An 18,838-nucleotide genomic window follows, 5' to 3' on the forward strand; every position below is an offset into this window, starting at 1 on the left:
AGTAAACATTTCCGGACTTCTGATCAGATCATTAGCCGTATACTAACATTAAGACAGCCTCTCCCTTGCTGCTAAGGTTTGCAACGATTCACCAGGTGATGAGAAGAGGATGTGTGAGGAATCCTGTCCTAAATAGGCTTTGCTGCCCCCGAGTCAAGGCGAGCACAAAAAAGAGACGGATAAGCGAATCAAAACAACGCCTAAAGCTTCGATCAGACCGGCTGCACTCCCATATTTAGGGGAGATTTCAGAAAGGTATTACCAGCTTCATCCAGCGTCTATTCCTGCCCCTTTTTTGCTCTGTGCACTCTGAAGACGAAAAAAGACCATCGCCAGCATTTTCCCTCATGCTTTAAGGGCGAGTGGTCAAATAAACTTCACCATTGCCGAAGCTCATGATCCGGCAGGCTGAACCGGTGAACCACTCCGACTTTTTCATAACCGTTCTTCAAGCTGTTCTTTTTCCATATCCTCAGCATATCTTGTTCAAAATACCTGATTAAACTTTTTTATATTTCAAAATATAAAAGAAGGTCTGGATTTTTTCTTTAAAATGAATTAAAATTGAGTCCTATTAATAAATATACAAGACTATTCATTGAGAGGAAGACAAGAGATGGAAGATACGAATAAACGTTCTTTATCACATATTTTACTGTTCATCATCCCATCGCTGGTCGGTCTGATCATGTTCATGATCCCCATGAAGCTCGGCGGCGATTATACGATACCTATCGCTTTTTTATCCGGTTGGCTGCAGGACGTGATCGGCGCTTGGATTCCCGCGATCGTCACTTATTTAATTGTGGCGGCTGCGATCGGCACATTATTCGTTAAAGCCGTGCGGCCTGCCTTCGTGCGCCACTCGCCATTTTTGGCTTCGCTGTTTGATATCACTCCTTTCTGGGCCGCGGTTCGGGTGCTGGGGGCGATCTTTGCCGTGATGACTTTATACCAGCTCGGTCCCGAGTGGGTGTATTCGGACAGCACCGGCGGACTCCTGCTAAATGATTTGCTGCCGGTTTTGTTTGCCACTTTTATTTTTGCCGGGCTGCTGCTGCCGCTGCTATTGAACTTTGGGCTGCTGGAATTTATCGGATACTCGTTGACGAAATTGATGCGGCCGTTATTTAAGCTTCCAGGCCGTTCTTCGGTGGACTGCTTGGCCTCTTGGCTCGGAGACGGAACGATCGGTGTGCTTTTGACAAGCAAACAATATGAGGAAGGCTTTTACACGAAAAAGGAAGCGGCCATTATTGGAACGACTTTCTCTGTCGTTTCCGTCACCTTCTGTTTAGTCGTAATTTCTGAAGTAGGATTGGAAGATTACTTCCTTCCTTTCTACGGAACCGTAATCCTTTCAGGAATCGCCGCCGCTTTAATATTGCCGCGCATTCCCCCGTTATCCAAAAAGGAAGATGCCTTTATCAGCGGGGAAAAGAGAACGGATGCGGAAGAATTAGTTCCCGCCGGACACTCCGCCATCTCTTACGGATTTGAGCAAGCGGTTCAAACCGCTAAGAAAAACAAACCAATGCAAGTGGTTCAATCCAGTCTCCAAAATGTCTTGGATATGCTGCTTGGCGTGGCTCCTACGGTGATGACATTAGGAACAGCCGCTGTTATCATTGCGGAATATACGCCGTTCTTCCAATGGCTCGGTCTGCCATTTATTCCGCTTTTGGAGCTGCTGCAAATTCCATTTGCCGAGGAAGCCTCCCAAACGATTATGGTCGGCTTTGCGGACATGTTCCTGCCTTCTGTCATCGGCGCTGGTATTGAGAGTGAATTAACCCGCTTTGTCATTGCAACGCTGTCCGTTTCCCAGCTCGTCTACATGTCAGAGGTCGGCGGCTTAATTCTCGGAACGAAAATCCCGATTTCATTCAAAGATTTAATCTTCATTTTCATTTTAAGAACATTGATTACCCTGCCAATCATCGCCTGCGTAGCCCACTTGATTTTCTAAGGCAAAAGCGAAGACGCTTTTCAAGTGAACCTTCAAACAGCAGGACAGTCTTATATGCAGGATAAAAAACAAAGCCCAAGAATGTGCCGAAAAAACCCACATTCTTGGGCTTATATATTAGCCGAAATAGCGCTTTTTAAACAGTCCCTTAAAAGCTTTAAATATCCCAGTAAATCAACCATCCTAAAGTTCGGCTGAATCACGCTCTCTTTTTAGTGCCTGCTGGCTGCTTTTGAACGGCCACCAAGCACCTTGCCCGAAGGATACGGTAATAGCTGGAATGAGCAGCGGCAAAATGATTAACCCGTACAGCAATAAACCGGTGATGACAATCGCAGCGATTTGAACTAAGCTTAACACGCCGGACGGCATCATTGCGGCAAATGTTCCAGCAAGTATGATGGCTGCGGTCATAATAACCGTTCCCATTTTCGCCATCGATTTCAGCATCGCTCCTGGTATAGACGCTCCATCCGCAGCCTCTTCCCGAAAACGGTCAAGCAGGAAGATGGAGTAATCGATGCCGAGCGCCACCAGCATCACAAAGCCAAAGAACGGAACAGCCCAGCTGATTCCGTCATAGCCCAGCCAGTTAACGAACACCAGCTCAGCCGCAGAAACCGATGTAAAGTAAGCGAGCAGTAAAGAACCCATCATATACAGCGGCATAATAAACGAACGGAACAGCACCGATAAAACAATGATCAAGCTAACGAGCATAATCGTGACGGTTCGGGTGAAATCGGCAGAGGAGATTTCTTGCAGATCACTGTTCATGCTGGACACTCCGCCATAGGCTACCTCGGCCTCTTCAAACGGCGTGCCGGCCGCTGAGCGTTCCGCCGCTTCTTTGATTCTTTTTACGGTATCAATCGCTTGCGGCGAGTATGGATCATCCGCCAAAATCACTTCAAGCAAAACCCCGCTTTTTCGGCCAATCGCATAGCGATCCAGCACTGGCTGAAAGTCTTTCTTGGCGAGCGTTCCCGCCGGGATAAACATACCAGTATCCCGCAAGCTTTCAGATTGGCTCATCTTTGCAGTCACAGAGGAGGCTTTGTTTAGACCGCTCTTAATCTCAGAAAGACCCCGGTTTGCCGCTCCCACTCCTTTAGAGAGCTCCGTTAAGCCGCCTTTCATCTGGCCGATCTGTCCGGTTGAGCTTTCCACTTGGGCTCCAGCCTTCGCAATCCCTTGCTGCACTTGACCAAGCTGCTGCTGCAGCATGCCGAGCTGCTGAACGGCTTGCGGAATATTTTGCGTTTGCTGCAGGCCTTTCGATAGGAGGCCGAGCTGCTGATTAATTTGACCGATGCCTTGCGCCGCTTGTCCTAGATCCCCAGCACCGGCCGATGCTTCACCGCCGGCAGGAAGCTGCCCTGCCATGCCATTCAGCCCGGCTTGCACATCCGTCAAGCCCTTTTGCACGTTCACAAAGCCATCTTGAGCCTTTTTCAATCCTTGTGTAATTTCTCCAAGCTGATGATCAATATAAAGCTCATCCATCACGTCTCCAGCCGGCCGCGTAATCGTGCGCACTTCTTTCACGCCCTCTTCCTTTTCAATCTCGCGGCTGATGGATTCGATATAAGGAACAGTCGATTCGCTGACTGCCTCTTTCTTCTCCTTTAAGATGACCTGAACAGGCAGCGAGTCCCCTTTTCCAAATCCTTCTTCAATTGCTTCAAGCCCCTTCACGGAATCATAATCACTGCCAATCTCATCTACTGTGTTATAAGAAAGCTGATTATCGTACGTAAAGAGCAGCGGAATGGCGATTATGGCTACGACCAGCATAGAAAGAAGTGGCCGCTTTACCGATAAACCGCCGAATGCCAGCCATAATTTGCTGTCGCGATGGCCAGCGGATTGCTTCGATGGCCAAAATAGTTTATCTTTTAATACTGCCATAAAAAAGGGTACGACCGTAAATAAAACTAGAAGCAGCACTGCGATGCCGACAGCTACGCCAACAGCCGATTTAAATATCGGGAAATCTGCGAAGCCAATCGCCGAAAAGCCGATAAATACGGCCAATCCGCTGATTAGAAGCGTTCTTCCAGCCGTTTTGTACGTATTCACAATCGCTTCCTCCACCGCATGCCCGGCCAGCAGCTCTTCTTTATACCTGCTGAGCAGCAAAATGCAGTAATCAGTCCCGATGCCAAACAGGACCGCCACGAGGAAGATTTGCGTATAGTTAGATACTGGAAAGTCGAACCATTCAATAAAGAATGCGACAACCGACTGACTCAGCAAATAGGTGATCCCCACAGCGAGCAGCGGAACAAATGGCGTCACAACCGACCGAAACACTGCTAGAAGCAAAGCAAAAATAAGAACAACCGTGATAACCTCTGTCCGCTTCAGTCCTTCTTGGGCGCTGATATTCACATCGTTGTTAATAATGGCTTCCCCTGTTAAATAAACAGTTGTATCCTTCGGCAACACAGCTGAGCGGATTTCATCGGCAAGCTCATTGACTTCTTCTTCCGTTCCATCCACTGTCAGCGGCACAAGCACCGTTTTTCGATCTTTCGAAATTAGCTGTTCTTCCATCTCTTTGTTTTCAAAAGGATTCATCACTTCTTGAACCGGAGAGCCAAGATCAGCTAACTCCTTCACCGTCTTGGCAATCATCCGGCGAGACGATTCATTCAGCTTTCCATCTAACGGAAAGACAAGAGAGATCGTCTCCGCCCCAGCCCCCGCCTTATCCAATATTTCGATCGCTCTCTGAGAATCGGCTTCATCAGGAAGCTGAAAGGAACCGGCTTTCTCAGCTTGCTTAGACAGATTAGGGGCCAACACAAATAGAACGGCTGTTAGAACAATCAGCCCAGCCGTAATGGGCCATTTCCACTGAATGATTCTTCTCATCATCTACTCCCCATCCAATCGTAATATTTTTTTAAGCTTGCGAAGCGTCTTGATAAATTGCTCGATTTCGTGCTCTTCAATTTGATCTGAAAGCAATTGTTCAATATAGCTGTAGCATAAACCGTTGTATTTCTCGATGACAGCCTTTCCATTCTCGGTTAACTCAATCAGCTTTGTCCTCTGATCTTCTTTCGCTTTCACCATTTGAACGAGTCCTTGTTCAGCCAATTTTTTCAGACGGTTGGAAATGGCGCTTTTATGCACTCCCTGTATAGCCGCCAGCTTATTCGAAGCAACCGGCCCATGCTTTTGAATAATCCCCATCATCTGTAGCTGTTCAGGTGAATACTCTTGCCACAACGGATGATCAACGGCTCGCAGCACCCTTTCTGTTCCGTAAATCATGACTTCTTCAAATAACTCGACCGCTTCCCGCAACTGTTTGCTCACATTAGTCTACCCCCTAAACCTTTAACTTAAGTTTAGGGGGTAGACTAATAGTTGTCAATGAAAAACAACTGGTGAAGAGACATCATCCATAAGAAAGGGGCCCGCTTGCCAAGCAACCATTTTCTAATGGCCCTTCTGTCTTGTATAATATGATTAAAACAGGGAGAACTTGAAAGGATGTGCTTGAGCACGTGACCCATAAAACTTGGTTTCAAACAGGAATAGCGATTATACTGTTCCTCATTATCATCTTGCTTTTTAGAGAGATCAAAAGTATTTTTTATCCGCTGGTGATTGTAGCGAAGACGGTCTTTCTGCCGCTTATACTGGCCGGCGTGCTGTTTTATTTAACGCGCCCGATCGCCTCGTGGCTGGAGAAGAAACGCTTTCCGAGATGGGCTTCGATAGTAAGCGTGTTTCTGCTGTTAATTGTGATTTTCTGGGTTCTCTATACCATCATCGGCCCGGTCGTCAATAAGCAGGCCTCCCGATTGATGGATAATATTCCGCAAATGGCCCGCACAACCGAGGACGGCATCAATTATTTAATGAATCAGCGAGAAAGACTGCCGGAAGCAGCCATTCAATCCTTGGAAGATGCCGCAGGCAAAATTGAAGAATGGGCGATGTCGCTCGGCAGCTGGCTCATCACCTTTATTCAAGGTTTGCTTCAGGCTGTTTTTCTAATGGTTCTTGCACCATTTTTCTTATTTTATATGTTAAAGGACCGGGAGAAATTCCAGCCGTTTATTGCCGGCTTCTTTTCGGGCGACCAAAAGGCTTGGGTGAAAAACACCTTACGCGACTTGGATGAAACATTAAAATCCTACATCCAAGGTCAGCTGCTGGTCAGCTTTCTCGTCGGAGTGATGCTCTATATCGGCTACCTGCTGATCGGTCTCGATTATTCGCTGATTCTTGCCTTGTTCGGCATGGTGACGAATGTCATTCCTTTCTTGGGGCCTTATTTAGCCGTCATCCCGGCCATCTTTGTCGCTTGGACACAGGATCCGCAATTGGTGCTTTACGTAGCGCTTATTATGCTTGTGGCTCAGCAAGTGGAATCGAATTTGATCTCCCCTAATGTGATGGGCAAAGCGCTTGATATCCATCCCCTAACGGTTATCACCATCATTCTGACCGCGGGGAATCTGGCTGGCATATGGGGTGTGATCTTAGCGATTCCTACCTATGCCGTCATCAAAACCCTTACTGTGAACCTGTATCAAAAGCGGGCGGCCATTAAGCGGGCGGCGACGAAAGATATTTAAGCTCCTGCCTCTTATACCCTTGTGAAACAACTATCTGGTGAGCTGCCTTGGTCAGCTCACCAAATTTTTTATACTGCAAAGCCTGATTCATTCGGTCCTGCATGATGCAGGAGTTAAAGGCGCTGCAGCAAGATGCTGCGATATCTGCCTTAGTTCTTCCGGCCAACGGCTGATGGTTCATTTATGATTCCCCCTCGCAGGCTTAACAGAGCTCCTTCTTGCAAATCACACATACCCTGCGAACTTCTTCACCTTTTTTCTCCCCCTTTTTGTGACAAAAGATATGTGAAAGCTTGCACATTTTTTGTATAATGATCATAACTTATCATTTCTCCAATGAAAGTGGAAAATCCGCCAAAAAGAGGAGGCTGGTTCAGTGGGTGTTTGGAAGAAAAACGGAGTGATCGCGCTGGTCATCATAGGCCTGGTGTATTTCAGTTATTGGCTGCTTAACCGGGCGGAGCCAGCGAGCCCGCAAGCCGCCGAGCCGCCTGCGGATGCAACGCTGTTTATTCACGGACATAAAGGAACCTACGGGTCTTTCCGTACCATGCTGGAACGGTTTGAGCATAATTCTCTCGGAAAGAAGACCCTTATTTGTAAGGTTACGAAAGATGGGCGCGTGCTCGTCAAGTACGCAAACAATACGCCGTCAAAAGAACCGCAATTTATCCAGGTTCTATTTGAAAACAACCGGGCGGGCTTTGATCAAACCGCTTATTGGCTATCCAAGATCATGAAAATGCTGAAGGTCCAATACGATCTGAAGCAAGTCAACCTGGTCGGTCATTCTATGGGGGGCCTCGTCTCCGCTAAGTACCTCCAGAATTACAGTCACCATCGCGATTATCCCGCCGTCAAACATTTAGTCGTCATCGGCAGCCCCTTCTTGGGAGTAAGCGATAAAGACTATGTGAACAAAAACACAGGACTTGCGAAATACGATCTGATGCCCAACTCTCCTGCTTTACAGGAAATCTTTCATCACAAACGACTGTTTCCTAATAACGTCAAGACGCTGGCCATTGCCAGCACAGGCGATCAGCTCGTAGCCGTTCAAAGCGCTCTTGCCGTTAAACAGCTAGTCCCAAAAGATCATTATCATGAAATTATCATTCGTGATTCTTCCGTGACCCACAGCGGCTTGCACGAAAGCCGGAAGGTCGATCTCGTCATCGCTGAGTTCTTATGGAAAAGCAAATGAAGCACCTGTGTTGTGTTTAGCAGGGCAAAGAGTCAGACTTTAGCCTGACTCTAAATAAATAAACAAAAAAATAGATGCATTTCAGAACCTTTGTCCCGCGCGGCGGGGTTAGCCCTTTTCAAAAGCGGAGGAGGAACCCCCCCCTGTTCGGAAGGCACGGAAAAGGGGATTGCTATAATCATGTGCATCTATAGAAAAAAAGGAGTGATCGCCTTTACAGCAGGTGATGAACTCCTTTTTGTGATGAGGGCTACTTTTTCAGCGGGTTCACCGTTTGGGGATTCCCTCTATTTCACAGCTTTCTCCAGAATCTCGCTGCATAAGGGGGCTAAAACGGCTTCATCGTTTTGATGCGGGTACAAGGACTCGATTTGGTCCTTGCTGTTCTTCGCTTCAGCTAAATAATCAGTGGCTTTGTGCATAAGAGCGGTATATCGCTCAGCAACATCCTGAATCTCTTCTGCATATAACTCATCCGTTCCGTCCGGTACGATTTCCTCGTATAAATCAATGATGGCATCATTTGTTTTTTCCGGAAAGTACTCATGAGGAGCCGTGCTGTCAAAAACAGCAAACCCCAGTTCTCTTACAATCACCATATCCACACTATTCGGATCAAACCCGCAGTGATACACTTCTGTATCGTAGCCTTTTTCTTCTGCGGCAGCCGCGATTTTCTTCATCATCGTCGATTTGCCCGTTCCAGGCCGCCCTTTAATAAAATATCGCCAAGACAGGTCATCCGTTAACGAACCGATGAAGTCCACAGCGCCGACCGGCGTTGCCGCGCCAAGAAAGCGGCGCTTTACTCTCCCTTTTTTTCGCTTGTCTTTATCAGGAAGCAGTTGCTGTATCAATTGAGCCGTTAATTCATTCGCGCGCTGTTTATTCAGGGAACGGATATAAATAAGCTCCCATTCATCATGAACAGCCAGCGCTTTTTGAAAACATGAGTAGGCATTTTGCCGCGCAATATTAGCCTGCTCCACCAACCGGGTGATAACCGCTCCCTGTTCAGCACCAACCGCTTTCTCTCCCGGTATATTTACGTAATGTCTGCAAGCTTCAGCGGCTTCCGTGCGGGCGAGCGGGACGGAGCAAACAGCCGCCTGCTGATCCGTCAGAATCACAGCTTCAAGAGCATCAGGATCAGACGCACAATGAATCAATTCCGCGTTCATTCCCCGCTGCAAGCACTGATCGGCTAATAACCGCAGACAAGTCTTCTTTTCAGTCTCCGTCCCGCCTTCAAGCATAAAGACCTTCTCCATCTCTTGAAGATTGGACTCAAGCAAGCTATACATTCCTTTTGCCGTGTGGCCTCTCGTAAAATAGCGAATCACTTTACCGCTCATGCTCACACCTCTTTATATTAAATTTGTCCCTCATCCTAGCATATGCAGGGGGGTAGACACTCTATGTCTCTTTTTCAGCGGCAGGGGAACGGAAGGGCACACAAACAGGGCGATCCCCTCTGGAGATCGCCCATATGTCGGCAATAATAATCGTTGTCGCGTCAACGGCTTACTTGAAGATATCCCGGTGAACTTCTTTGATGTTTTCTAAAGCATCGTTTACGCATTTGTATTCCTTGCCAATCTTATAGCATTTAATATTCGTGAGCGAACGGTCTTCCCCAGGGTCACGCAGCAACTTCACGTATTCTTCCGTGGCACCTTCCACCTCTTCAAAGCCTTTTTCGCTAAATGTCGCAGACGACTGCTGAAGCTTCTCGTACACCACTAAAAAGTCTTCTTTAATTTCACCGGTGAAAAAATTTCTTGTCTCAAGCAAGTTTTCAACAACCATCATTATCCCCACTTCCTGATCATTAGTATGAACACATTATATAAAATACAGCTAAAAATAATAACCCATGTTCAAGCTTTTTCATGAAAAACACATAGAATATTAACATAAGTTTCACATAATATTCATAGTTTGTTACATAAGACTATTTGAGCAGATTTTCCCCGCTCAAAGCCCCTGTTACAGCGATTAAATCTTTAGGCTTCAGCTCGATTTGCACGCCAATTTTTCCTCCGCTGACAATGACCTTCTCCAGTTCGTTTGCCCGCTTGTCAATAAAGGTCGGATAGGACTTTTTCATGCCGATTGGCGAGCAGCCGCCGCGAATATACCCCGTGTACTTGGGAAGTTCTTTCACCGGCAGCAGGTCCAGCTTCTTCTCTCCAGCCGCCTTGGCAGCCTTCTTTAAGTCCAATTCTTCCGCTGCGGGAATGATGAAAACATAGAGATGATTTTCTGAACCGACGGTGACTAGCGTCTTATACACCATGCTTGGATCTTTGCCTATTTTTTCAGCGACAGACACCCCGTCTATCTTGCCGTCTTTATTTTCATAAGCATGCATTTCATAAGGCACATTGGCTGCGTCCAGCATTCTCATAGCGTTGGTCTTTCCAATTTTCAACACCCTCATCCTTTCTTCCTTCTTGGTTTCTATCTTGATATGATAAGTATAATGTGAAACTCCCTGCAATGAGGAAGTTTCTGCTTGCTGCAGTGAGAGACAGGACCAATAAAACAGAGGTGTAGATTATGGATTATGTAACTGTATCGTCCATCATGGATGTCATGAAGGAGTATCTTCCAGCCAGCACATCCGTCGCAGTTTCCGATTCAAACAAATTTATTTATTATCAGCCGAGTAAGTTGGTTGATTTGCAAATCCGGCCCGGAGACTCTTTTAAAAGCGGGGGCGTGACCGGAAAAGCCATTACAAAAAAGCAGCAGGTGTCTGAATATATCGACAGTGAAGTGTACGGCATTCCTTATTATGCCATGGCCGTTCCGCTTTTTAATCAAGCCCAAGTGATTGGTGCCGTCACCACCATCTTTCCCGCTAAACCTTCGCCGATTTCCACTAAATTTTTCACGATTAAAGCGGAAGACCGCTGGTATCCGGTGACTTACAATAACATTATTTTTTTAGAAGCGGAAAGCCGCAAAACGAGAGTGCAGGCGGTCAGCGGCGATGGCTATCATAAAATGAATTTAACCGAGCTGGAATTCCTGCTGCCGAACGATTTATTTATACGCGTTCACCGTTCCTACATTGTCAATGTCAACTTTATTCAGGAAATTCAGCCGGATTCTCATTCCACCTTCCTGCTCATTATGAAGAACAGAATGAAAATCCCTGTCAGCCAAACGTATTCCAGTCATTTCCGGAAGGCACTTAATTATTAAATTCTATTTCATGTATTATTTTTTCTGCTTTATTACATTTTTAAGGCTTTTCATGCGTAAACGGATGAGAAAGAAAAAATTAATTGATAGAATATTAAAAAAGATGGCAAGGGGGATTTTTAGTGAACACACGAATCACTGACCGTTTGCGCAATGAACAGCTGCACTCGTTAATCGTTTCCGCTGATGAAGCCGCTTCTTGGATTAAAGACGGCATGACTTTAGGGTTAAGCGGTTTTACGCGCGCAGGAGATGCTAAAGCGGTACCGATGGCATTAGTAGATCGGTCTAAAAATGAAAAGTTTAAGGTGAACATCTACACGGGAGCTTCTCTCGGTTGTGACATTGATAAATTGATGGCAGAAGCCGGTATTATCCAAACAAGACTGCCGTTTCAGGCGGATTCAGCAATGCGCAAGAAAATCAACGAAAGAGAGATGTACTTTACGGACCAGCACTTATCCCACGTAGCGGAAATGGTGCGTGCGGACGTCCTGCAGCCGATTGATTTTGCGATTGTGGAGGCGGCTGCCATTACAGAGGACGGCATGGTGATCCCGACAACTTCCGTGGGCAATTCATCAATCTTTTTAGAAAAGGCAAAGAATATTATCATTGAACTTAATTTAGCTCAGCCGGCCGCACTGGAAGGCATGCATGACGTCTATGACGTCGGCGAGCAGGGAAAGCGCCTGCCGATTCCTTTGACTGCTGTTGATGGACGTCTCGGCACCCCAGGATTTCCTGTGGATCTCCATAAAATTAAAGGGATTGTCGTAACGGATGTGTTGGATTCACCTTCAACGATTACTCCGCCAGATGAAGACACCGCTATTATGGCCAGCCACTTAATCGACTTCCTGCGCGAGGAAATCAAAGCGGGACGTCTAACCAATCAGCTGGCTCCTTTACAGTCAGGCATCGGCACAGTGGCCAACGCCGTACTTCACGGCTTGCTGGAGTCAGAATTCGAAAATCTCGAGGTGTATTCGGAAGTCCTTCAGGATGCGGTATTCGATTTACTGGACAGCGGCAAGGTCCGCTTTGCTTCAGGCTGCTCCATTACGCTGTCCGAAAGCAAAATGAAGCAAGTGTTTCCAATTTTAGATCAATACAAGGATCGCCTCGTCCTGCGCCCGCAGGAAATTTCTAATCATCCGGAGATCATCCGCCGCTTGGGACTGATTTCCATCAATACGGCGATTGAGGCGGATATATATGGAAACGTGAACTCCACCCATTTAGGCGGAACGAAAATGATGAACGGCATCGGCGGCTCCGGTGACTTTGCCCGCAATTGCCGCCTGGCTATCTTTGTCACGAAATCAACAGCAAAGGATGGCAGAATTTCCAGCATTGTTCCGTTCGTTACGCATGTGGATCATACCGAGCATGATGTCGATGTGCTTGTCACCGAGCAAGGCTACGCTGATTTAAGAGGGCTGGCGCCGGTAGAACGAGCCCGCTTAATTATTGAGCGCTGCGTTCACCCTTTATATAAAGAGCAGCTCAGCGCTTACTTTGAAGAAGCCCTCGCCGCAAAGGGCCACACACCGCACGTGCTAGAGAAAGCTTTCTCTTGGCATGCGAACTACGCCAAGAAAGGCACCATGCTGATTGAAGAGTTTTCAGCAGCGAAGCAATAGCCGAAGGGACATCGCTTTGCAGCGTCCGCAAGGCGGCTTTTGCCAATTGAATTGACTGTTCTTCAGCCTCCAATCTCAATAAGGATCTTTGGCCTAAGCCGCCGGGCGTTTATCATACATATCCATCTCTTATACTGAAAAGAACGATCTGCTCTATACAAGAAGCAGGTCGTTTTTTTGATCACATAAAAAGAGGCGGATTGTGGACAATCTGCCTCTTTCGTCAGCTACCCGCCCATAGAGCCGCGGGGTTTTGATTTAGATGCCTCGCTTTTCTCCGCCTTAACTTGAATGTTTTCAGGGTCCAATCCATGTCCCAGTGTACCGTATGCCGCGCCCGGAACCGGGTCCACCAGCTCGGTTTTAGCCCGATAGATGCGCGGCGTTTTATATAATGCCGCTAACGCCTGGAGCATCGGCATTTCATGATAACGATCCGCCCAGTGCTTTTTCAATTCAGCTTTCACAAGCGGATAATATTTTGAACTCATCCCCGGAAACAGGTGATGCTCAGTGTGATAAGAGAAGTTGAAATGAAGCACATCCACCCATTTAGGAACCGTAACGGTCAAGCTGTTGGCCAGCGGATCATTGACCGGCGTCAATGAATTTAAGCGATGATTCGTAGCGATATAAGCCATCACGATAAAGTTTCCGATCAATAAAGGAATCAAAAACGCGAAAAGCCATTTCAGCGGTCCAATGAGGAATAATAATCCTATCCATACCGCCCACGGAAGAAGCAGCTGCATCCACACAGAAAAGCGCTTATTCGGTTTAAATTCTGTAATAAAGCGTTTGAACATCCGGAGCGAGTGGAAGGTGAAGGTAATTGCCAAAAAGGCCATCCCTAAAAATCCCCGAACCGAAAGCGGCAGCTTATAGATCCATTTCATTACGCTGCTTTTAGCGAATTGTTCAATAGTTGGCCATGCATCCGGATCCTTCTCCTCATCCTGTGTATGAACATGGTGAGTCATATTATGCCATTTTCTCCACAAGCGCGGTCCCGTGCTTAATGGAAAAAAAGCGATCCCTCCGGTTAAGTCGCGAAGCCAAGCTTTTCTGACAACCGTGCCATGCAAAATTTCATGCCCGAGAAACCCCATAGAAGCAAAGGAAAAACCCAGAATGAACGCAACCAGCAGGTTGATCCATATATTAAACTCCGTCAATGCAATCGTCAAAATCCCAGCTATGACAATGATTAAATAGGCTAAGCCGCCCCATAATCGCTGAGGAACCGGCTTGAAGGCTTTTTTAGGCAGATGCGGTGCGATGCGGGCCGCATACCAGCCAAATGAATGAAGCTCTTTCACTATATACTTCCCTCTTTTCAAAAATAATCTGCTTAGTCAAATCAGCAAAATACATGTTATTCCTGTATCCTAGCACTTTATTTTCATACTTGTCAATAAATTTAACACTAGGTATTAAAGTTAGATCTTAACCCTAGGCAATACATTCTCAAATTAGGGATTTTTTCCTATGGCTGCTTACATCACAGGGGGAGGATATTCGTTTTTGGTTTCTTCGGCCGCCGCGGTTTCTCATTTTTTTATTTCCTCCATTATGTATAAATTAAACGCCCCCGATCACCGCGCATAGGCTTATACCTACTAGACTAAGCAAACATGGCTGTTTTATTCAGCCGCGGAGAAAAACAAAATGAAGGTATTCTTTCTCTTTCTTCGTCCATTCATAAGGACTGAACGCAACCAGCGCCTATTATGAGTAGGGGGCTCACTTATCGCTTGAGCTCCGGATGATCCCCTTCATTTGTTTTATGATCAAAGCTGGATTAAAGTACCAATAACCACCTTGGAGGTGTTGCTCTTATGGGTACAATCATCAGTTATCCAGCAGAAAATGAAATCATACTCGTATTCAAACGAAACTAAACAGCCAGTCGCCGGTACGATACCGACAACTGGCTGTTTAAAAATTATTTGGATGCCTATTTCAAATACGGGGACAGTCCCTGCCCTCGCCGTCATCCCTTTTGTTATAGTTTACCTCGTACCGCAAAAGACTCCCCTTCCAACACCTATGATAAATTCTGAGTTTATCATACAGTTTCTTATCAGACAGTCCTCTGCTGATTAATGGAATATGATCGTCTTATTTTCGTGAACGATGACGCGGTCTTCTAAATGCCATTTCACTGCACGGGCGAGCACCCGGCGTTCAATCGACTGGCCAATTTTCTTTAATTCACTCACCTGATCACGATGAGTAACCCGCTCGATATCCTGTTCAATAATCGGCCCTTCGTCAAGGTCGTTGGTTACATAATGAGAGGTCGCCCCGATCAGCTTTACCCCGCGTTCATAAGCGCGCTCATACGGTCTGGCACCGATGAAGGCCGGCAGAAATGAGTGGTGAATATTAATAATCTGATTCGGAAAATGGCTGACAAAATCTGCCGTCAAAATCTGCATGTACCGAGCGAGCACGATCACATCCACTTGATGCTCTTTTAACAATCGTATTTGTTCCTCTTCTACTTGCTTGCGGATCTCTTTATTAGCTGGAATATAATAGAAAGGAATCCCCAGCGCCTCAACCATTGCTCTGGCATTTTCATGATTGCTGATTACAAGCGCGATATCTGTTGGCAAATCACCGCTTTGCCACTCCCAAAGCAATTCAAGCAAACAATGAGGCTCCTTAGAGACAAAGATCGCCGTCCGCTTTCTTTCCTCGGCATACGTAAACTGATACTCCATCGCAAATTCAGCGGCCAGCTGTTCGAAATCCTCTTCCATTTCTTCCGCAAGCTCCGCTAATCTAGGACAATCAAACTCCACGCGGATAAAAAAAGTACCGCCTTGCGGATTGTTCGAATATTGATTGGATTCGATAATGTTGGCTTGATGCTCATATAAAAATTTCGAAATGGCCGCGACAATTCCCGGACGATCCGGACATTTAACAAGAAGTCTTCCCCGGCTGCCCTTCTTTTGCTCCCCTATAGAAGAATTCGTATGAACGTTCGTTTTCATCCTATGTACCTGCCTTTTCTCGATGATTATCCATTATACTGCAATAAAATTAGAATGAAAATAATTTTCTGAAAGTATATAGCCAATTATCCCGTAAGAACAAGCGGAGTCTTCTCACCTAAAAGGATAAAAAGCGCCTGATGCTTCTCCTTCGAATCGGCCGGGAAAAATCAATGCTAGCTTTTTGCCCCATTCATCCAAAAAGTCCGGCGCTTCATGATATAGTAGAAAGGGTTTGTTTGGTCATCGGGCCGAATAAGCCTCTTTCCGATGAGGAGGATTCGGCCCGAAAAGCAACAGCCAGCCCGTCTAGTGCTAAAACGACGTTTGGAAGTGCCGCAGCAGCGCCTCCTTCCCATATCATGAATTTGCTCATAAAGCCTTATATAGTTCATAATGAAAAAGCTTGGCAGAACAGGAGGACGATGATGGAGAAAAAAGAACAATGGTCATCCCGGCTCGGATTCATTCTATCCTCAGCCGGTGCCGCCATCGGGCTGGGAGCTATCTGGAAGTTCCCGTATGTCACCGGCCAAAGTGGCGGCGGTGCCTTTCTATTATTATTTATTTTATTTACCATACTCATCGGCTTGCCGATGCTGATTTCAGAATTTATTATCGGACGCGGCTCGGGAAATGAAGCCGTCAGCGCTTATAAAAAACTAGCGCCTCAGAGCGTATGGACGCTGATTGGAAGGCTTGGTGTAATCGGCTGCTTCTTGCTGCTGTCCTTTTACAGCGTGGTCGGCGGCTGGGTCCTGACGTACACCATCATGGCGCTTGGAGGAAAAGTAATCAATAGCAGCGCCGATTACGGAGCGCTGTTCGGACAGGTGATCAGCTCACCGCTGATCACCATCGGCGGATTAGCTGCTTTTCTGCTGATCAATGTAAATGTCATTGCATCCGGTGTACAAAATGGGATTGAAAAAGCAAGCAAATACATGATGCCGCTGTTATTTATCTTTTTTATTATCCTGGTCATTCGCTCCCTGACGCTTGAGGGAGCGATGGAAGGCGTACGCTTTTTTCTGCAGCCTGATTTTTCGAAAATTACGGGCGACGCGGTGCTTTATGCTCTCGGACAATCCTTCTTCTCGCTTGCTGTTGGCTTTTCCTGCATGGTAACGTACAGCTCCTATTTAAATAAGAGGGTTAGCATTCCCGTCTCAGCCGGCTCGGTGGCGATCATGAACGTCTTTGTGTCCCTTCTTGCGGGATTGGCCATTTTTCCGGTCGTATTTGCCTTTGGCTTTGAGCCCACTGAAGGCCCCGGGTTATTATTCACTGTACTGCCTGCTGTCTTTTCACACCTGCCATTCGGCGAGCTGTTTTTATGTATGTTCTTGCTGCTGTTTTTATTTGCTACCTTAACTTCCTCCTTCAGCTTGTTGGAAATCATTGTAGCTGCCTTTGTTAAAAATAGCGGCATAAATAGAAAGAAGATTGCCTGGGCTGCGGGAATCATCGTGTTTATCGCCGGCATTCCAGCCGCTCTTTCTTCAAGCACGCTTGCCGATGTCCAGCTTTTCGGCAAAACGGTCTTTGATGCGACCGATTATCTCGTCAGCAACATTTTGCTTCCGCTCGGAAATTTATTTATCGCCTTGTTTATCTCTTGGCGAATGAACGAAAAGCTGGTGAAAACGGAATTCATGCTTGGCCGCGAGCTTTCTTCAGGCACTTATGCCGCTTGGAGGCTGCTCATGCAATGGGTAGTACCGCTGACCATTATAATTGTCTTCCTTCATTCACTCGGTGTGATCGGATAAAACAGCTGGAGAAAAGCCCATCGCTTTTCTCCAGCTGTTTTTTTCCATATCTGCTTTAAAGGCTTCCTAGCTTTGTTCTTTTAGACCAGTCGCCAATACGTGATCGACCGCCATACCCGCTCCAGCGGCCCATAGCGGAATCTCGACAGCCACCATCTGCTCACAAGCACTTGGAGGATAAAGACGGCAATCGCAATAGCCACGGCTGCCGTCAAATGAAGCTTGCCGTACACACCAAAGCCAAACGGCCCGAACAGGAAAGTGCAGATGACAGACTGCATAATATAATTGGTCAGCGCCATCCGCCCCGGAAAGGAAAGCCAGTGCAATAAGGCTCTTCCTTTAGCCCGATCATACAGGAACAAAATCGTCACCGCGTAAAAGACCGTCAATAGCGGCGAGCTGACATATTGAATCAGCTTCTCCCCCATCGGATTGGACATGAGGAAAGGGAGTCCCCAGCTGAAAAATCCCCCGCTGAGCAAGCAGAGCAGCCAAACGATCAAAAAGCCTTTGCGATGCTCCTGAAATTGCTGCACCCATTTCCGCTTGGCAACGTAGGCGCCAAACAAAAACATCATCATATAAGGCAGCGCGGTGAACAAGTAAACGAAAGGATTTCCATTAACCAGCATCTCCATCCCATTTCTCATTGTATAAAACGACCGTTCAGCAACATTTGCTTGCAATAGCTCTTGCAACGTTCCCTCTTGATGGGCGCTGATGGTCGATTGAATCGCTTGACGTTCCGTTTCAGTGAGCTGTTCTCCCTCATAACCATCCAGCATGAAAGCACCAGCGACGGTCATCAGAAAATACAGTCCATAGACGATCCCACTGATGAGAAGCATCGCTCTCGGCCGGAAACGGTGCATCATCAGCAGCAGCAAGCCAAGAATCGCATAATCGGTTAAAATGTCCCCGAACCAAATGACATAAGCATGGACTAATCCGAAGATGAGCAAAGCAAGCAGCCTGCGCGAATACATCACCCAAAAATTCAGCCCTTTATCCACCGTTCGCTCCTGCATGATCACCATGCCAAAGCCGAACAGCATCGAAAACAGCATGATAAATTTTCCGTCAATAAACATCGCAATGAGCGTTTGGAGAGCATAGTCACTTGAATGCCAAAAAGCGGTCCATTCATTTTTGAAAGACGGGTCTTTTTGCAAATAGACAGGATAAAGAAACCATAAGATATTTGCCACAATAATGCCAAATAAAGCAACCCCCCTCAACACGTCAATTACAGCCACTCGTTCTTGTAAAGGCAGCGGAGCTAATGTTTTCTTCGTATTCTCCCTCCTCCATATAAAGATCACTCACTTGGATGATCCTTCCACAAATTATTTTCTTACTATCTATAAAAGAATACCTGATTTTCCATTTAGCAGCACCTTGTTTTCGGAAAAATGTTTCAATTTG

16 protein-coding genes are annotated in these 18,838 nt (G+C 46.5%); 6 read left to right on the forward strand and 10 right to left on the reverse strand.

Features of this window, described 5'->3' with window-relative positions; translation table 11 throughout:
- Positions 1 to 616: 616 nt before the first annotated feature.
- Positions 617 to 1,969 carry a YjiH family protein gene (locus tag CEF20_RS14070; protein ID WP_100332534.1) on the forward strand — a complete coding sequence of 451 codons (1,353 nt, stop codon included), beginning with the start codon at positions 617 to 619 and terminating at the stop codon, positions 1,967 to 1,969.
- A 183-nt stretch (positions 1,970 to 2,152) separates the two neighbouring features.
- Here the strand turns inward: CEF20_RS14070 and CEF20_RS14075 are convergent, their stop codons facing one another.
- Together CEF20_RS14075 and CEF20_RS14080 are read right to left on the reverse strand one after the other, a co-directional pair.
- Entirely contained in the window at positions 2,153 to 4,849 is a 2,697-nt protein-coding gene (locus tag CEF20_RS14075; RefSeq protein WP_100332888.1) for an MMPL family transporter, read from the reverse strand.
- Positions 4,850 to 4,852: 3 nt separating this feature from the next.
- Positions 4,853 to 5,299, reverse strand: coding sequence for a MarR family winged helix-turn-helix transcriptional regulator (locus CEF20_RS14080; protein ID WP_100332535.1), 447 nt, complete (start codon positions 5,297 to 5,299; stop codon positions 4,853 to 4,855).
- A gap of 191 nt (positions 5,300 to 5,490) precedes the next feature.
- On the opposite strand from CEF20_RS14080, the gene CEF20_RS14085 reads away from it, so the two are divergent.
- The gene (locus CEF20_RS14085) at positions 5,491 to 6,570 is read left to right on the forward strand and encodes an AI-2E family transporter (protein ID WP_100332889.1); all 1,080 of its coding nucleotides are present in this window, start codon (positions 5,491 to 5,493) and stop codon (positions 6,568 to 6,570) included.
- Here the strand turns inward: CEF20_RS14085 and CEF20_RS14090 are convergent.
- The gene (locus tag CEF20_RS14090) at positions 6,542 to 6,751 is read right to left on the reverse strand and encodes a hypothetical protein (RefSeq protein WP_100332536.1); all 210 of its coding nucleotides are present in this window, start codon (positions 6,749 to 6,751) and stop codon (positions 6,542 to 6,544) included. The genes CEF20_RS14085 and CEF20_RS14090 overlap by 29 nt on opposite strands.
- A gap of 195 nt (positions 6,752 to 6,946) precedes the next feature.
- Here CEF20_RS14090 and CEF20_RS14095 point away from each other — a divergent pair, with 195 nt between their 5' ends.
- Complete coding sequence (locus CEF20_RS14095; protein ID WP_157796296.1) at positions 6,947 to 7,774, forward strand: alpha/beta fold hydrolase; 828 nt, start codon at positions 6,947 to 6,949, stop codon at positions 7,772 to 7,774.
- 287 nt (positions 7,775 to 8,061) lie between these two features.
- On the opposite strand, the gene CEF20_RS14100 is transcribed toward CEF20_RS14095, so the two are convergent.
- From CEF20_RS14100 to ybaK, 3 genes are all read right to left on the reverse strand, one after another.
- Entirely contained in the window at positions 8,062 to 9,129 is a 1,068-nt protein-coding gene (locus CEF20_RS14100; RefSeq protein WP_100332538.1) for a hypothetical protein, read from the reverse strand.
- A 169-nt stretch (positions 9,130 to 9,298) separates the two neighbouring features.
- The gene (locus CEF20_RS14105; protein WP_100332539.1) at positions 9,299 to 9,586 is read right to left on the reverse strand and encodes a hypothetical protein; all 288 of its coding nucleotides are present in this window, start codon (positions 9,584 to 9,586) and stop codon (positions 9,299 to 9,301) included.
- Between the two features lie 142 nt (positions 9,587 to 9,728).
- Positions 9,729 to 10,217, reverse strand: a complete 489-nt coding sequence (gene ybaK / locus CEF20_RS14110) for a Cys-tRNA(Pro) deacylase (protein ID WP_408607818.1) — start codon at positions 10,215 to 10,217, stop codon at positions 9,729 to 9,731.
- A gap of 119 nt (positions 10,218 to 10,336) precedes the next feature.
- Here ybaK and CEF20_RS14115 point away from each other — a divergent pair, with 119 nt between their 5' ends.
- Both CEF20_RS14115 and CEF20_RS14120 read left to right on the forward strand, forming a co-directional pair.
- Positions 10,337 to 10,987, forward strand: a complete 651-nt coding sequence (locus CEF20_RS14115) for a LytTR family DNA-binding domain-containing protein (RefSeq protein WP_100332540.1) — start codon at positions 10,337 to 10,339, stop codon at positions 10,985 to 10,987.
- A gap of 122 nt (positions 10,988 to 11,109) precedes the next feature.
- Positions 11,110 to 12,633 (forward strand): acetyl-CoA hydrolase/transferase family protein, encoded by a 1,524-nt coding sequence (locus tag CEF20_RS14120; RefSeq protein WP_100332541.1) that lies wholly within the window; start codon positions 11,110 to 11,112, stop codon positions 12,631 to 12,633.
- Positions 12,634 to 12,860: 227 nt separating this feature from the next.
- Here CEF20_RS14120 and CEF20_RS14125 read toward each other — a convergent pair whose 3' ends face one another.
- The 3 genes from CEF20_RS14125 to CEF20_RS16720 form a co-directional block, all read right to left on the reverse strand.
- On the reverse strand, positions 12,861 to 13,952 hold the full coding sequence (locus CEF20_RS14125) for a Delta(10) desaturase DesB (RefSeq protein ID WP_100332542.1): 1,092 nt from the start codon (positions 13,950 to 13,952) through the stop codon (positions 12,861 to 12,863).
- A gap of 783 nt (positions 13,953 to 14,735) precedes the next feature.
- Positions 14,736 to 15,638, reverse strand: a complete 903-nt coding sequence (gene purU / locus CEF20_RS14135) for a formyltetrahydrofolate deformylase (protein ID WP_100332544.1) — start codon at positions 15,636 to 15,638, stop codon at positions 14,736 to 14,738.
- A gap of 214 nt (positions 15,639 to 15,852) precedes the next feature.
- Entirely contained in the window at positions 15,853 to 16,014 is a 162-nt protein-coding gene (locus CEF20_RS16720; protein ID WP_232713544.1) for a hypothetical protein, read from the reverse strand.
- Positions 16,015 to 16,063: 49 nt separating this feature from the next.
- Here CEF20_RS16720 and CEF20_RS14140 point away from each other — a divergent pair, with 49 nt between their 5' ends.
- Positions 16,064 to 17,410: a sodium-dependent transporter gene (locus CEF20_RS14140; RefSeq protein ID WP_100332891.1), complete on the forward strand. Its 1,347-nt coding sequence runs from the start codon at positions 16,064 to 16,066 to the stop codon at positions 17,408 to 17,410.
- A gap of 80 nt (positions 17,411 to 17,490) precedes the next feature.
- On the opposite strand, the gene CEF20_RS14145 is transcribed toward CEF20_RS14140, so the two are convergent.
- Positions 17,491 to 18,735, reverse strand: coding sequence for a DUF418 domain-containing protein (locus CEF20_RS14145; protein WP_100332545.1), 1,245 nt, complete (start codon positions 18,733 to 18,735; stop codon positions 17,491 to 17,493).
- Positions 18,736 to 18,838 lie beyond the last annotated feature (103 nt).

Source organism: Bacillus xiapuensis (assembly GCF_002797355.1).
In the GTDB taxonomy this organism is placed as follows: domain Bacteria; phylum Bacillota; class Bacilli; order Bacillales; family Domibacillaceae; genus Bacillus_CE; species Bacillus_CE xiapuensis.